The following is a 14,924-nucleotide window of genomic DNA, read 5'->3' on the forward strand; positions in this document are numbered from 1 at the left end:
GGTGGTGCCTTGATTCCGGGCTGGCGGCTACCGACTTCGGGTTGTGTCGACAGCGGCCACGAATCCTATAAAAAGTGCTCTGTGGCGGATCTATGAACGGGTGTCAGGGTTTGGCAGTGTCGCCCAGTGCCTGGCGGGTCAGTTCCGTGCCGCTGAGATTCTGGCTGCTGCCATCGGCCAGGCAGAGCAGGTTGATCTGGTGTCCGTCATCGGCCATGTGGGCCAGATAGCGGTACTGCCGCCGCAGGCTGTTATCACAGGGCGGTGCCTGTTCGGTCAGCAGGGTGCAGGCGCTGTAGCCCTGGCCACGCAGCTGACGGGCCAGGCGCTGCATGGCGCTGTCCTGACACGGGGGGGCGCAAAGCAGCACATCGGTCAGAGGTTGCGCCTGCTGGCCCAGAATGTCGGGCATGGCGAACAGCAGATGAAGCAGATTGAAGGCGAAGCCGGTAGCTGCGGCCGCCCGGCCGTAACGCTCGGTCAGGTGATCATAGCGTCCGCCAAGGCAGACGGCCTGGCCAAAGCCGGTCAGAAAACCCTGGAAGGTCACGCCGGTGTAGTAATCCAGGCCCCGCAACTCTCCCAGATCCAGGGTGATGTGCTGATCCACCTGATAAAGCTCGAGCATGTGCAGTACCTGGTGCAGATCGTCAAGAGCCTGTTTCGAACGCTCGTTGGTTACGACTGCGCTGGCCTGATCGAGCACCTCGCGGCCGCCGAACAGGCGCGGTAGCGCCATCAGTTCTTCGCACTGGCCGTCAGACAGCGGTAGTTGCTGCAGCAGTTGGCGCAGGCTGGAGCTGTCCTTGTGCAACAGGGCCTGCTCAATGGCACGTACCTGGGGCAGGGCCAGGTCGAGGCCCTCAAGGACGCCACGATAGAACTCCACCTGGCCAATGTCGATGGTGAATTCGGGTGCCTGCAGCCGGTCGAGACATTCCAGCGCCATGGTAATCATTTCGGCATCGGCACGTGGGCTCGGATCGCCGATCAGCTCCACGCCTGACTGAAAGATTTCACGGTCCTTGCCGGCCTGTTCTTCGGTATGACGTAACACGCGACAGGAATAGCTCAGTCGCTGGGGCAGCTCGGCCTGTGTCATGCGGGTGGCGAAGATGCGGGCGATCTGCGGCGTGACATCGGGCGCGAAGGCCAGCAGTTGGCCGCTCTGGCGATCATCGAAGCGCAGGGTGCGATCCCGCAGATCATTGCCCAGGCCACGTTCAAGGACTGACAGGAATTCCAGTGATGGCGGGATAACCGGTTGGAAACCCCAAAGTCGGAAGACCTGTTGCAGGGTCTGGCGCAGGGATTCGATCTTGACAGCATTGGTGGGCAGGAAATCCTTGACGCCCTTGGGGATCATCGGTTCGTGGGAGGGTTCGTAGAGATTCATGAATGGTTTCGTCCGTACGCTCGCCGCTGACAGGGCGGCAGGAATCAGGGCAGATAAACCTGAAGGGCTGACAGGATGCGGTCGTCAGCCCGCAGTTGGCGCATGACCGCTTCGGGCACCGCCTGATCGACGGTCAGCAGCGAAACAGCCTTGCCGCCAGACTTGCGGCGGGACAGGTTCATCATGGCAACATTGATGTCGGCTTGCGCCAGGGCAGTGCCCAGCAGGGCGAGCACGCCCGGCCGATCTTCATTCTTGATGACGAGCAGGTGACCAACGGGCAGACCTTCCACCTCGTATTCATCGATACCGACGATACGGCATTCGTCACCACCGAACAGGGCTCCGCTGACCGATTGGCTGCCCTCGTCGCCGCAAACGGTCAACCGTATCATATTGGAGAAGCCCTGGGCAATGTTTGTCCGTGTTTCGGTGACACTGATGCCCCGCTCGCGCACAATGTGGGGTGCATTGACGTAGTTGATACGTGACCCGATAATGGGGGTCAGCAGGCCCTTGAGCAGAGCGGTGGTCAATGGCTCGGTGGGATGTTGCACCAGACTGCCGGCGTATTCGATGCGGATGCTGGAAAACGGCTTGTGCAGCATCTGGGCAAGAAGGCTGCCGAGCCGTTCGGCCAGTTCCAGGTAGGGGCGCAGACTGTCCAGCAGATCGGCGTTGACCGAGGGGACGTTGAGCGCGTTGCGGACAATCCCGCTGTACAGGTAGTCGATCACCTGCTGAGCAGCCTGGCGGGTGACATTGATCTGGGCTTCGGCGGTGGCGGCGCGCAGATGGGGGGTGCAGATGACATTGTCAAGCTGCAGCAGCGGATTGTCGATCGCTGGCGGTTCGACGGCAAAGGTATCGAGGGCCGCGCCGGCCAGGGTGCCATCCTGCAGCGCCTGCAGCAGGGCCTCTTCATCGATCAGGCCGCCGAGAGCACAGTTGACCAGATAGCAGCCCTTTTTCAACCGCGCGAAGGTGCGGGCGTTGAGCAGGTGTTCGGTTTCCAGGTTCAGTGGCACATGCAGGGACAGAAAATCAGCCGTGGCCAGCAGGGTATCAAGGGAAACCTTGCGTGCTCCCAGACGTTTGATGACCTCTTCGGACAGATAAGGATCGTAGAGGTTGACATCCATGTGCAGGCCGTGGGCGTACTCGATAACCCGCCGGGCAATCTTGCCGCCGCCAATCAGACCCAGGGTTTTGCCGTAGATATCGGTGCCGGTGAAGGGCGCTGATTGCCAGCGGCCCTGTTTCACGGCCAAGCTGGCCTGGGGGATGCGGCGTGCCAGGGACAGCATCATGGCAATGGCGTGCTCAGCCATGGTGGTGGTGCTGCCCGTCGGGGTGTTGGTGACCACAATGCCCTGCCGGTTGGCCGCTGCCAGGTCGATGTTTTCCACGCCAATGCCGGCCCGGGCAATGATCTTCAGGCGCGGTGCCGCCGCCATCAGTTCCGCTGTTACAGCCGTGCCACCGCGGACCAGCAGGGCGTCGGTGGTGGCGATGCGTTCCAGCAGCTGCTCCGGCCGGATGCCGGGCTGGTAGTCGAGTTGCAGGCCGGCGGTGTCGCGCAGCAACTGGAGTCCCTCGGCTGAGAAGGTGTCACAGACCAGAACATTCAAGGGGTAGATTCCTGTGCCGGAACGGCAAAAAAAGAGCGGGACAAAAGCAGGACGTTTCAGGTGGCAACCGCCTGAAACCTAGCAACAGGGGGGGGGACTGTCAAGGAGTAATACAGCCCGGTTGGCCTGGGACGCAGGCTATGCTGCGGCCAATCCCGGAATATAAAAAAGCCCTGCCGAATGGGCAGGGCTTTTGAAGTTTCTACGCGAATTTGAGATTACAGTTTGTGGACGTTAGCCGCCTGGGGGCCTTTCTGGCCATCAGTGATTTCAAACTCTACGCGGTCGCCCTCTGCCAGGGACTTGAAGCCGTCGCCCTGAATGGCAGAGAAGTGAACGAATACATCGGGGCCGCCGTCTTGCTCAATGAAACCAAAACCTTTTGCGTCATTGAACCATTTTACCGAACCTTGTGCCATTGTTTCCAACTCCTTTTAATGCCGACCTTGTCGGTCTGTAGCTGTGCTTTCAGCCGGTTTTCCGCGGAACTTCATGTACCTTGGGATAAAGGAAAAGCCGTACTAAACTGAAAGCATGGGGCACGCTATCATGGCTGCTGCAGCCACCGCAAGTAAAAACGAGGGGACGGGAAAAATAAAAACCGACGCCACCTCAGTCATCAAGGGCCGGGATCAATACTTCGCGACCCTTGCTGGTGCCATCGGAGGGCCCGACGATGCCTTCCTGTTCCATCTTCTCGATGATCCGAGCCGCCCGGTTGTAGCCGATACGCAGTCGCCGCTGGATCATTGAAATAGAGGCCTGGCGTGCCTGGGCCACCAGAGCCACCGCTTCATCCCAGCGTTCGTCGTATTCACCGTCCATGGCGAGGTCGTCGCTGGTGGCCGGCGCCGCAGCCAGAATGCTGTTATCGTATTCCGGTGTGCCCTGGCGGCTGAGGAACGCAACCACACGCTGAACCTCATGCTCGGAAACAAAGGCTCCGTGAACGCGCTGCACGGCGCCGGTGCCCGGTGGCAGAAACAGCATGTCGCCCATGCCCAGCAGCGTTTCGGCCCCCATTGCGTCGAGAATGGTGCGCGAGTCGGTGCGCGAGAACACCTTGAACGAGATGCGGGTGGGGAAGTTGGCCTTGATCAGTCCGGTGATGACATCGACACTGGGACGCTGGGTGGCCAGAATCAGATGGATGCCGGCGGCACGAGCCATCTGCGCCAGCCGGGCGATGTGCTCCTCGATCTCGCGGCCGGCCACCATCATCAGGTCGGCCAATTCGTCAACGATGACGACAATATAGGGCAGATGGCCATGATCAAGGTCGTCCTCGCCGCCGTGTGGCGGTGCCGCCTGCGTCACCGGTGGCAGTTCTGCCGAATCCAGATCCTCCTCGCCGGCGGCTGTCGCCACGGCACTGGCGGCCTCTAGGCGTGCCAGGCGGGCGCGGTCCTTTTCTTCGCCGGCGAGTTTCTTGTTGTAGCCGTCGATGTTGCGCACGCCCTTGTCGGCCATCAGGCGATAGCGCCGTTCCATTTCGCGTACCGCCCAAGCCAGGGCCAGGGCCGCTTTTTTCGGTTCGGTCACTACCGGCAGCAGCAGGTGGGGAATCCCTTCGTAGATCGACAGTTCAAGCATCTTGGGGTCGACCATGATCAGGCGCACATCCTCGGGATTGGCGCGGTAGAGCAGCGACAGCACCATGGTGTTGATGGACACGGACTTACCGCTGCCGGTGGAACCGGCCACCAGCAGGTGCGGCATTTTGGCCAGATCGCTGACGCTGGTCTGGCCGAAGATGTCCTTGCCCAAGGCCAAGGGCAGCCGGCCACCGTTTTTGCGGAACTGGTCCGACGCCAGAATATCCTTGAGGTAGACGGTTTCACGGTTGCTGTTGGGAATTTCAATGCCGACCACACCGCGACCGGGAATCGGCGCGACGATGCGGATGGCGGTGGCGCGCAGGGCCATGGACAGATCGTCGGACAGTCCGGCAATGCGGTTGACCTTGATGCCCGGTGCCGGTTCGAATTCAAACATGGTTACCACCGGCCCGGGTTTGACCTCGACCACCCGGCCGTCAATGTTGAAGTCTTTGAGCTTGTTCTCCAGAATCCGCGCCATTTCCATCAGGCTGTTCTGATCGATGGGGGGCGGTGGTTCGCCATCATGATCCAGCAGCGCCAGCGGTGGAATCTGATAGTCACCGCTGAGAGCCTGGAAATCGAAGGATTCCTGCAGTGGCTCCGCCTCGGGTCGGCTGGTTTTTTTGCGCGCCGCCGTGCGCTTTTCAGTGGCGGCAGCCGGCGTGGGGTGGGGCTGGAGCAGGGGCGGGGCGGCGGTGTGCGGAGGTTGTGCCACCGCTTTTTGCCTTGACCGGTGCAGCAGGCCGCGCCAGCGCTCGGCCAACCCCTGGCCAAACAGAACCAGAGAGAAGCCGGTCAGCAGCATGGCGGCGACCAAAAAGACAACCCCGAGCAGCAGGGCGGCGCCGCTGAGATTAAAATAGTTGGCCAGCACCGACTGCAGCAGGCGGCCGATGGCGCCACCGGCCTCGTTGATGACCCGTTCGCCCCAGCGGATCTGACCGAAACGCAACGCCAGCAGGCCGTCGAGACTGCATAGCAGCACAACGAAGGCTGCCAGCCGGTCGCCACGCAGGCGGATGTCCTGCAGCCGCAGCAGCTGCCAGGCCAGTCCGGCACAGATCAGCGGCAGCAGCAGGGCGGGCAGGCCCAGACTCTGGTAGAGCAGGTCGGCCAGATGGGCGCCAAACAGCCCCCCGAAGTTGCGCACGCTGGCGGGATGGAGGTTGTTGTTGAAGGACGGGTCAAGGGGGTGGTAGGACAGCAGGCACAGCAGGAGATACAGACCGCCGGCCAGCCAGAGCACGGCGGCGATTTCCTTGCGCAGCCGCTGTCGGGGGAGGGGCTGCTGGGTGGTTTCGGCACGATCCGACATGGGTGTTGTGACGAGCTCTTTTCAGGCAAGAAGGGTAGCGGGAATTTCCCCGGCGGTGGTTTATGTCGCCAGGTGCGAACTGGTTATCATAACACAAACAGCAGGCTGGCGACAGCCCAGCAGTACAGCGCAAAAAAGATCAACCGTCGCCGCTGCAGGATGCCCAGCAACAGGTGGATGGCCAGCAGGCCCGAGAAAAAAGCCGTTGCGCCGCCTGCCAGATAAATAAACAGTTCCTCACTGTTGAGCTGTTCAAAATGGCGCAAAGACAGTAGTGCCGCGCCGGCTATGGCCGGCAACGACAGCAGAAAGGAAAAACGGGCGGCGCTTTGGGGGGCGACGCCCCGAAACAGCAGCATGGCAATGGTTGAGCCGGAGCGGGAAATCCCCGGCGCGACGGCAAGGCCCTGTATCAGACCCGTCAGCAGGACATCGACAACACCGAGCTGGCCCAGTTCGCGATTGCCGGGACGCCAGCGTTCGGCAGCGAACAGCAAGGCGCCGGTAATCAGGAGCATCAAGCCGATCATGGGCAGCTGTTCGAACATGGCTTCGAATGTGGTACGAAAGCCCAGGCCGATAGCTGCTGTCGGCAGGGAGCCGAGCAGGATGAGTCCTAGCAGGCGACGATAGCCCGCTGCCGTGGCATCCCGGCGAAATGGGCAGCAAAGCAGTTGCCACAGGTCGGCCCAAAAATAAAGAACCACTGTTGCCAGGGTGCCAACATGGAGAATGACATCGAAAAGCAGGCCAGGCTGGCTGAAGCCGGGCAGAAGGTGCTGCACAATTGCCAGATGGCCGGACGATGAAATCGGCAGGAATTCGGTCAGGCCCTGAACCAGGCCCAGCAGTAAGGCATCATTGAGAGTCAAGGTGGACCTCGTCGTCAAAAAGAATCACCAGCAGGGGGGTGCCGAGCAACTGCCGTTTGCAGTGGTATTTGAGGCAACGCTGAACCAGGGCCTCGACCGTGGCCGTGGGAGTCTCTGGTCGTACGTTGGCCAGCTCCTGTTCCAGTGCCTCGGTCAATTGCCGCAGCCGGGCCGCTGCCAGCGTGCCGGCGTCCCACAATCCGCGCCCCACCAGTTGCACCTGCCAGGGCTTTGCCGTTGCGGGCGGGCGGCGCAGGCGGGCGATCAACAGCCCCTGGTGGGCCAGGCGCCGGCGCTGCCGCAGGGCGGTTTCACTCTGGGGTTCACCTGCCGGACCGTACAGTCGTGGCGGGCAGGACAGGGTGGTTTCCCGTTGACTGCCGTGGCGTGACAGTCGCACCGCCTGGCCATTGTCGAGGAGCAGGCAATGGCCAGGTTCGTGTCCGTCGGTCTGCGCCAGTAGTGCCTGCTGCTGGCGTAGGCCGGCATGACCGTGAGTGGGGACCAGGTAGCGCGGTCGTACCAGGGCATGCAGCAGTCGCAGTTCCGTGGTGCCAGCGTGGCCCGAGCAGTGCAGGTTGGGAATCTCGGCCGGTGTCAGCAGCCGTGCGCCCTGCTGGCCGATACGGTGGGCCAAGCGTTGCAGGGCCAGCTCGTTGCCCGGAATGGCACGGGCCGACAGCAGCACGCTGTCGGTCGTCTGCAGGGCCAGGGCGGGCCAGGCTCCCCCTGCCAAGCGGGCCAGGGCGCCCTGCGGTTCGCCCTGACAGCCACTGGCCAGCAGTAGTCGCTGTGCGCGGGGCAGGTGGGCAAGTTCCTCTGGCGGCACAACAAGCCCCGGCGGCGAGGACAGCAGACCCTGCTGGCTGGCCAGGGCGCAGCTGTCGATCAGACTGGCGCCGAGCAGAGCGACACGGCGGTTGTTGTTGCGGGCGGCCGAAAGAGCCTGCTGCAGTCGCGTCAGGTGCGAGGCAAAGGTCGACAGCACCACCATGCCGGGCGTTTCCGCCAGCTGCCGATGCAACTGGCGGGCCACCTGGTCACTGCTGCTGGCGCCGCTCTGTTGACCGGCGTTGGTCGAATCGGCCAGCAGCACCAGGACCTCCTCGTCGGCCAGCCGCGCCAAGCGGGCCAGATCGGTTCTCTGCCCGGCTGGTGCCGCCGGATCGAGACGGAAGTCGCCACTGTGGACCAGGGTGCCAGCCGCGCAGCGCACAATCCAGCCGTAGTTGGCGGGAATCGAGTGGCTGATGCTCACCGCCTCGATGACAAAGGGGCCGCAGGTGAAGGTTTCGCCGGGCGCGACGGCATGACGGTCGAGGTCAGGGGTGGATTTCTGGGCCACCCCGTTACGCCGCGCCAACTCCAGGGTGAAGGGCGCGCCGAACAGCGGTGGCGCGCCCAGTTCGGCGTACAGCCAGGGCAGGGCGCCGATATGGTCTTCGTGGCCATGACTGAGTAGCAGACCGCAGATGTCGGCGCGGCGCTGGTGCAGCCAGCTGATCTCCGGCAGCAGGCGGCCGACACCGGGTGTGCTGCTGTCGGCAAAGCGGGCGCCACAGTCAAACAGCAGCAGCGCGCCCTGGTGTTCCATCACCAGCAGATTCATGCCGACTTCGTTATGGCCGCCCAGCGGCAGCAGGCGGATCTGATCGGGATGGTCGCAAACGGGAAGAGGCATGGAACTCGCGCGGGATAAGGGGTTGAAGGGCAGGGGGCTGAAACCCTGGTGGTGGTTGCCAGTCTCCCGGCGGCAGGGCGCAGTGTAGAAGTCCGCTGCCTGCGGGTCAAATCCTTTATACGCTAGCCGGGCCAGGTCGGGTGCGATTGCCGGCCGTACCTGCCAGGGGCCCAGTCGCGGGCCGTTGGGTCGTTCGGCGGTGGGCAGCAGACTGGCCTGGCACGGCCCCGTTTGTCTTGCGCCGTCCGGCGGCGCTGTTCATGGCAACAGCGTCGCCAGAATCGAAACCGTTGCTATAGAACGACGTTTATTTCTAATTGGGTTTGCCCGGGTTCCGCCTTGCCGGAGCCTGCTTGGTGCTGCCCGCCGGCTTGGTCGACATTGGGCAAGGAGGCGCTGCATCATCGTTTTTTCGCGCTTGCGGCCGAAAAAGACGTGGACAGGGACCCTGGCCCTGCGCTATCTTTTTTTCGTCAAACTTAAATATAAAAGTGTTTTGATTGTTTGTGTTTTGTTTTTTCGAGGTGAACCGAGGCCGCGCCGTTGCCGGCCTGGGTTCGCAAGCGGTTACAACCCGACATCACAGGAGGAACCCCATGGCCCGATTCCCATTCCGTCTGCTTGCTGTGGCGGCCAGCTGTTTGCTGGTCGTGGCGCTGTGTCTGCCGTCCATGGCTCTGGCCAAAACCCGGCTGGCTTTTTCCGGCGGCCCCGATGGCGGCACCTTTCAGTATTTCTCCAACGCCATTTCCAGCCGTCTGTCCAAGATGATTCCGGATGTCGAGGTGTCCAACATGGCTTCGGCCGGTTCGGTGGAAAACCTGCGCCGGGTCAACTCCGGTGATGCCGATTTCGGTGTCATCTATGCCGGCGATCTGTATCTGGGTGCTACGGGGCAACTGACCAACGATCCGCGCAAGTATAGCAATGTGCTGTCGATGGCCTATCTCTATGGCGCGCCGGCTCATCTGGCGGTGCTGGCCGACAGCGGCATCACCCAGGTGACGGATCTGGTTGGCAAACGCGTGGCTGTTGGACCGGCCGGCAGCGGTGCCGCCGCCAGCGCCCAGCGCTATTTTACAGCTTTGGGGCTGTGGGACAAGATGAAGGTGGAATTCATCGGTTACAGCGAAGCGGCCTCGTCCCTGGGCGACCGCAAGATTGAAGCCATGTGGGTATTTGCCGGCTACCCCAACTCGTCCATCATTCAGGCTGCCGCCAGCAACAGCATTCGCCTGCTCAGCCTGGTGGATGCTGCCAAGGCAACGAATTTCTTCCAGAATAATCCCTACTATGCCGAGGTGACCATTCCGGCGGGTACCTATACCGGTGTTGACTACGATGTGCAAACGGTGCAGGATTCGACGATCTGGGTGGCCGGCAAGCATGTCAAGGCCGATATCGTCGAGAAGGCCCTGACCGAGGTTTTTTCGCCCGAGGGCCTGGCCTATATGCTGAGTGTGACCAAGGCTGCCGCGGCCATGAGCATCAAGGATGGCAATTACGGGATTGTTACCCCGCTGCATGCCGGTGCGGCCAAGTTCTGGCAGGCTAACGGCCTGACATTGACGGCAGCCCAGCAGCCACTCTGATGCGGCCTGGACTCTGCCGCCAGTGACGGTGGAGTACTGACCACTGAACGTGATGAACAGCAGAAACGGGGCACTATGCCCCGTTTCCTTTGTCCGCCGACCCGGTCATGCCGGGTTGGCCAGGTTTGATGGTGTCGCAGAAATGGACCAATTGCCGTGCCGCAAGGCTGCGGCGGGCGTAACGTGCGCCTCATGGCTCGCCAATGGCGCGTCTTGCCGGGGAAGTTTCTGCTCAGCCAGCCTGTGAATACCTCAGGTTTTATTTTTAGACAGGGAGTCGCCTCATGCCGGAAACGAAGGATCATCTGGAGGAACTCAATCCGCAGGACCAGGAAAAGCTCAAGACCCTGATGGAGAAGGATGCCAAGTCCTTCCGTACCCCCTCGGGACTCTGGCACTGGGTTACGGCTCTGCTTGGTGCCTTCATGGTGCTGTTTTATTTCTACGCCGCCGGCGTCAAGACCGTGGGCACCCAGTATCATCTGGGGATCTATGTGTTTATTACCTATGTGCTGGTGTTCTTGCTCTATCCCGCCGGCTCGGCGCGGGTGCGGGTCGTGCTCAGTGGCCTGCTTGGACTATTGCTCAGCGGTGGCCTGACGGCCTGGCTGTTTTCGCCGGACATTGCCAGTTTTCATGCCCGTCTGCTGGCGGTTGGCGATGCCCTGGGTGAGGCCGGTCTGGCCGGAGGGCTGGCGGCACTAAGCGGTTTCTGGCTGACGTTGTTGCTGGCCCTGGCCGTGGCGGTGGCGGTGTTTTTCGCCGATCGCTTCATGTTGGCGCGTTGGCGCCAGAGCCCCTGTCTGAGCGATATTCTTTTTGCCTTGGCTGCCGGCGCCACGGTGTTTTACTGGATCAGCCAGTTCGAGGCGCTCAACTACCGGGCCGGGGCCGAAACCGAACTGGATGGCCTGGTCAGTGTGGTGGGCATTCTGCTGTCCATGGAGGTTTGTCGCCGGGTGCTGGGCTGGTCGATGACCCTGATTGGCGTCGGCATGCTGGCTTTTGGCTATTTTGGCCCCCATCTGCCTGATATTCTGGCCCATCGCGGTTTTGGCATCGAACGCATGGCCAACGCCCTGTTTCTCACCACCAACGGGGTGTTTGGCGTGATGGCCAACGTGCTGGCCACCTATGTCATTCTGTTTATCTTTTTCGGCGCCTTTCTGCAGAAGTCGGGCGCCGGCCGTTTCTTCATCGATCTGCCGCTGGCCCTGGCCGGCAAAAGCACGGGGGGGCCGGCTAAGGTGGCAGTCATGGCCTCGGCCCTGTTCGGTTCGGTATCCGGCAGCGCCATCGCCAATACGGTTTCGACGGGAGCCTTCACCATCCCGCTGATGAAGCGGGCCGGCTTCAAACCTCATGTGGCGGGTGCCATCGAACCGGCCGCCTCCATTGGCGGCATGTTCCTGCCGCCGATCATGGGCGCCGGCGGCTTTTTGATGGCAGAACTGACCGGCCTGCCTTATTCCTACATCATGATGATCTCTGTCGGGCCGGCATTGCTGTACTTTTTCTCCGTATTCTGCATGATCCATTTCGAGGCCAAGAAGCAGGGTCTCAAGGGGGTGGTGGACGAGAGCTTGCCGCCCTGGCGCACGGTTCTTAAAAATGACTGGTACTTTGCGATTCCGCTGGTGCTGATGACGGTGCTGATGATCATGGGGCGGTCGCCCGGTTTCTCCGCCTTCTGGTCGACATTGTCGTGTATCGCCATCAGCTGGGTGAAGAAAGAAACGCGCATGGGCCTGCCCGAGATCTGGGAAGCGATTCTGACCGGAGCGCGCAATACCCTGATCATTGGTGCCACCGTCGGTGTTATCGGCGTCATTGTCGGCATTATCTCGCTGACCGGCATGGGCCTGAAGTTCTCCGATATCATCATCAACATGGCCGGCAGCAGTCTGCTGCTGGCGCTGCTGCTGATTACCCTGGCGTCACTGGTCCTGGGCATGGGCGTACCGGTCACGGCGGCCTATCTCATCGTTGCCGTGCTGGCGGTACCGGCCCTGGGGACCTTCGGCGTGCCGGTGGTCTGTGCCCACATGATTGTCTATTGGCTTAGTCAGGATTCCAACATCACCCCGCCAGTCTGTGTCGCGGCCTATGCCGGCGCCGCCATCGCTGGAGCCGATCCCTGGAAAACCGGCTGGACCTCGTTTAAATACGCCAAGCTGCTCTATGTCATGCCGTTGCTGTTTGCCTTCACCCCCTCGATCCTGTTTCAGGGCAAGCTCAATGAAATCCGGGTGCCGGAACTGGAAAACGGCGCTCCCTTTGCTATGGTGAGCCAGATTCATGTCAAGCAGGGGGCCGAGTATCAGCCCGGCGAGGCGATTGCCGTGTTGCAGGCCGGGGCTGACACCCTGACCATCACGGCGGAAAAAAACGCCGTGGTCAGCCTGGTCGGCAAGATGCCGGGTGCCATGGTCGAGCCGGGTGATGTGCTGGTGCGGGGTGAAATCACGCCGACACCGCTGCGCATTGTCATGAGCTTTGTTTCGGCCATCCTGGGTACCATCGCCTTTTCATCCCTGACCATGTTTTACTGGATTCGTCGCACCAGTCTGATTGAATGGCTGATTCTGGCCCCGGCCACTTTGCTGTTGTACTGGCCGACCATCATCACCGATATCGCCGGTATCGTGCTGGTGGCGCTGGTCTGGCTGATGCAGCATCGCAAGAATCGTCAGGACGCGCTGCGGACGGCAGCGGCCTGAATCTCGGAGGGATAAGCGCATGAAACCGATTCAGACCATTCTGTATGCCACGGACTTTTCCGACAGTTCCCTGCCGGCTTGCGAATATGCCGTCTATCTGGCCCAGTTGGCCGGTGCGCGCTTGCAGGTGCTGCATGTGATTGGTGAATTTGCCGACAAGCGCAAGAGTCGCATCCAGCCGGAAACCCTTGCGCTGCTGGAGCGTGAGGTGGAAATCCAGGCCTTCAAAAGCATGGAGGAATTCTGCCACGACCACATCGGTACTACCGTTCCCTGTGACAGCGAGGTGGTCATGGGGCTGCCGTTTCAGGAAATCCTCAAGCAGGCCGAGGCCATTGACGCCGATCTGATCGTGATCGGCAGTCACGGCCGTACCGGCCTGGAGCATGTGTTGGTTGGCAGCACGGCCGAACGGCTGGTCCGCCGTTCGGTTCGGCCGGTGCTAACGATTCGCAGTCGCGGTGTTTGACTCCGTCGCCTGAACCTGCCAGGAAGATTCGATACCCCGTCACGGCCATGGCTGCTGGCGGGGTTTTTTATGCGGTGAGGCCGTAAGGCCGGAGTGCTGGTCGCAGCAGGTGGCGCTTCGGGCGGGGCGGACAATCCGAATCGTCGGTTGCGCCGGGCCGGTGAAGACGGTAGACTTTCGCTGCTGTGGGGCGCAACCGGCGCGCTCGTCTGGCGCGCCGACTCAGCGAGCGGTACAAATTTTTTATTCGTCGGGCAGCTGCCGGAAACTGCGGCTGACCCGCCACAACAGGGAGGTTGCAGTGTCGGTAAACAAAGTGATTCTGGTGGGCAATCTGGGAAAGGATCCGGAGCTGCGTTATACGCCCAGCGGTGTGGCCGTGGCCAATTTTTCCCTGGCCACTACTGAAACCTACAAGGATCGTGACGGCAATCGTCAGAACAAGACCGAATGGCACAATATCGTGGCCTGGCGCCAGCTGGCCGAAATCTGTGGCAAGTATCTGCACAAAGGCAAGCAGGTGTATATCGAGGGCAAGCTGACGACGCGCAAGTGGCAGGATCGCGATGGTGTTGACCGCTATACCACTGAAATCGTTGCCGATCAGATGCAGATGCTGGGTCGCGCCGGCGAGGAGGGCGGTGGCGCGCCGTCTCCGGGTGGCCGCGGCGGCAATGACGGTTACGCCGCCACCCCTCCGGCGCGATCTGGTGCCGCTGCGGTCGACACCTATGAAGAACCCAGCTTCAATCCGGATGACGAAATACCCTTTTAGTCGGGTTTCCCAGGATCACGTCCACAGCGGTGCTGATCCCGCATCCGTTCCCGCTATTCCGGTGGGGCTGGCCTGCCGCCTGGCTGGGAACAGGATGTTGTTGAACAGGCTGTATTGCAGAAAGGATGGGAGCAGATGGCAGGCAAAACCCTCTGGCTGATGGTGATGACAGCGTTGATTCTGGCCGGTTGTGACAAGCCGCAGACGGCAGAAGCTCCGGCGCCGGTGAAGGAGACCGCGAGCGCGCAGACGGTGGTGGCGGACGAGGCCACGGCGGTGGTGGAGCAGGCTGCCGTGACAGCCGCGGCTGAAGCGGTACCGCAGGAAGTTGCGCCGGCGCAACCGTCGGCCGAGCCGGGTGAGGTTGCTGCGGCACCGGTTGAAACGGCCGTGGCTGAGGTCCAGCAACTGGCCGAACCGGTGATTGCCGAGGCGCAGCAGGCGGCCGCCGCAGCGGTTGAGCAGGTGCAGACAACCGCTGCGGCGGTTGTGGCTGCAGGTCAACAGACGGTGACCGAGGTGGCGGAAGCGGCCGTGGCCGCTGTCAGCCCGGCGCCCGTTTCGGCGCCTGAAATCCTGGTGCTGGAAAATAACTACGGCGCGGTCAGTTTTACCCATGCCTGGCACGGCCAGCAGCTCGGCTGTACCACCTGTCATGGCGAGGCCACGCCCGGCCCCTTTGAGCTGGGCAAGGACCGGGGTCATGCCCTGTGCAAGGAGTGTCACGCTGCTCAAAAGCAGGGCCCGACCAAGTGTGGTGATTGCCACAAGAAATAATTTCGTCGGGTGTTTTTGATCCGGTGCCGTTGTTTGCTGCCGGGTGCCATTGCCTGAGCCCGCCTGAGCGTTTGTCTGCCGGGCGGGCTTTTTCA

The 14,924-nt window shown here is 61.8% G+C and carries 11 protein-coding genes; 5 read left to right on the plus strand and 6 right to left on the minus strand.

Annotated elements, in window-relative coordinates:
- Window positions 1-103 precede the first annotated feature (103 nt).
- The 6 genes from hisZ to BLR80_RS05020 form a co-directional block, all read right to left on the minus strand.
- A complete protein-coding gene (hisZ, locus tag BLR80_RS04995) occupies window positions 104-1,396 on the minus strand; it encodes an ATP phosphoribosyltransferase regulatory subunit (RefSeq protein ID WP_092076875.1) in 1,293 nt (430 codons plus the stop codon).
- A gap of 44 nt (window positions 1,397-1,440) precedes the next feature.
- Window positions 1,441-3,027, minus strand: a complete 1,587-nt coding sequence (gene serA / locus BLR80_RS05000; RefSeq protein WP_092076877.1) for a phosphoglycerate dehydrogenase — start codon at window positions 3,025-3,027, stop codon at window positions 1,441-1,443.
- 218 nt (window positions 3,028-3,245) lie between these two features.
- A complete protein-coding gene (locus tag BLR80_RS05005) occupies window positions 3,246-3,446 on the minus strand; it encodes a cold-shock protein (RefSeq protein ID WP_092076879.1) in 201 nt (66 codons plus the stop codon).
- 193 nt (window positions 3,447-3,639) lie between these two features.
- Window positions 3,640-5,943, minus strand: a complete 2,304-nt coding sequence (locus tag BLR80_RS05010) for a DNA translocase FtsK (RefSeq protein WP_092076881.1) — start codon at window positions 5,941-5,943, stop codon at window positions 3,640-3,642.
- 86 nt (window positions 5,944-6,029) lie between these two features.
- Window positions 6,030-6,815 (minus strand): undecaprenyl-diphosphate phosphatase, encoded by a 786-nt coding sequence (locus BLR80_RS05015; RefSeq protein ID WP_092076883.1) that lies wholly within the window; start codon window positions 6,813-6,815, stop codon window positions 6,030-6,032.
- Window positions 6,802-8,496 carry a ribonuclease J gene (locus BLR80_RS05020; protein WP_092076885.1) on the minus strand — a complete coding sequence of 565 codons (1,695 nt, stop codon included), beginning with the start codon at window positions 8,494-8,496 and terminating at the stop codon, window positions 6,802-6,804. The genes BLR80_RS05015 and BLR80_RS05020 overlap by 14 nt, the downstream gene beginning before the upstream one ends.
- A gap of 596 nt (window positions 8,497-9,092) precedes the next feature.
- Here BLR80_RS05020 and BLR80_RS05025 point away from each other — a divergent pair.
- The 5 genes from BLR80_RS05025 to BLR80_RS13205 all read left to right on the plus strand — a co-directional run bounded on the left by BLR80_RS05025 (window position 9,093) and on the right by BLR80_RS13205 (window position 14,829).
- On the plus strand, window positions 9,093-10,088 hold the full coding sequence (locus BLR80_RS05025) for a TAXI family TRAP transporter solute-binding subunit (RefSeq protein ID WP_092076887.1): 996 nt from the start codon (window positions 9,093-9,095) through the stop codon (window positions 10,086-10,088).
- A 284-nt stretch (window positions 10,089-10,372) separates the two neighbouring features.
- Window positions 10,373-12,808 carry a TRAP transporter fused permease subunit gene (locus BLR80_RS05030; protein WP_092076889.1) on the plus strand — a complete coding sequence of 812 codons (2,436 nt, stop codon included), beginning with the start codon at window positions 10,373-10,375 and terminating at the stop codon, window positions 12,806-12,808.
- Window positions 12,809-12,827: 19 nt separating this feature from the next.
- Window positions 12,828-13,277 (plus strand): universal stress protein, encoded by a 450-nt coding sequence (locus BLR80_RS05035; protein ID WP_092076891.1) that lies wholly within the window; start codon window positions 12,828-12,830, stop codon window positions 13,275-13,277.
- A 301-nt stretch (window positions 13,278-13,578) separates the two neighbouring features.
- Window positions 13,579-14,052 (plus strand): single-stranded DNA-binding protein, encoded by a 474-nt coding sequence (locus BLR80_RS05040; RefSeq protein ID WP_092076893.1) that lies wholly within the window; start codon window positions 13,579-13,581, stop codon window positions 14,050-14,052.
- A 135-nt stretch (window positions 14,053-14,187) separates the two neighbouring features.
- Window positions 14,188-14,829 carry a cytochrome c3 family protein gene (locus tag BLR80_RS13205; protein WP_245691342.1) on the plus strand — a complete coding sequence of 214 codons (642 nt, stop codon included), beginning with the start codon at window positions 14,188-14,190 and terminating at the stop codon, window positions 14,827-14,829.
- Window positions 14,830-14,924: the final 95 nt, after the last annotated feature.

Origin of the sequence: Desulfuromonas thiophila, from assembly GCF_900101955.1 — a bacterium.
In the GTDB taxonomy this organism is placed as follows: Bacteria; Desulfobacterota; Desulfuromonadia; order Desulfuromonadales; family Desulfuromonadaceae; genus Pseudodesulfuromonas; species Pseudodesulfuromonas thiophila.

Bases quoted from the DNA above. Each gene is read 5' to 3' on its own strand.
- hisZ (WP_092076875.1), bottom strand. From the start codon at position 1,396: ATGAATCTCTACGAACCCTCCCACGAACCGATGATCCCCAAGGGCGTC.
- BLR80_RS05005 (WP_092076879.1), bottom strand. From the start codon at position 3,446: ATGGCACAAGGTTCGGTAAAATGGTTCAATGACGCAAAAGGTTTTGGT.
- BLR80_RS05010 (WP_092076881.1), bottom strand. From the start codon at position 5,943: ATGTCGGATCGTGCCGAAACCACCCAGCAGCCCCTCCCCCGACAGCGG.
- BLR80_RS05020 (WP_092076885.1), bottom strand. From the start codon at position 8,496: ATGCCTCTTCCCGTTTGCGACCATCCCGATCAGATCCGCCTGCTGCCG.
- BLR80_RS05025 (WP_092076887.1), top strand. From the start codon at position 9,093: ATGGCCCGATTCCCATTCCGTCTGCTTGCTGTGGCGGCCAGCTGTTTG.
- BLR80_RS05030 (WP_092076889.1), top strand. From the start codon at position 10,373: ATGCCGGAAACGAAGGATCATCTGGAGGAACTCAATCCGCAGGACCAG.
- BLR80_RS05035 (WP_092076891.1), top strand. From the start codon at position 12,828: ATGAAACCGATTCAGACCATTCTGTATGCCACGGACTTTTCCGACAGT.
- BLR80_RS13205 (WP_245691342.1), top strand. From the start codon at position 14,188: ATGGCAGGCAAAACCCTCTGGCTGATGGTGATGACAGCGTTGATTCTG.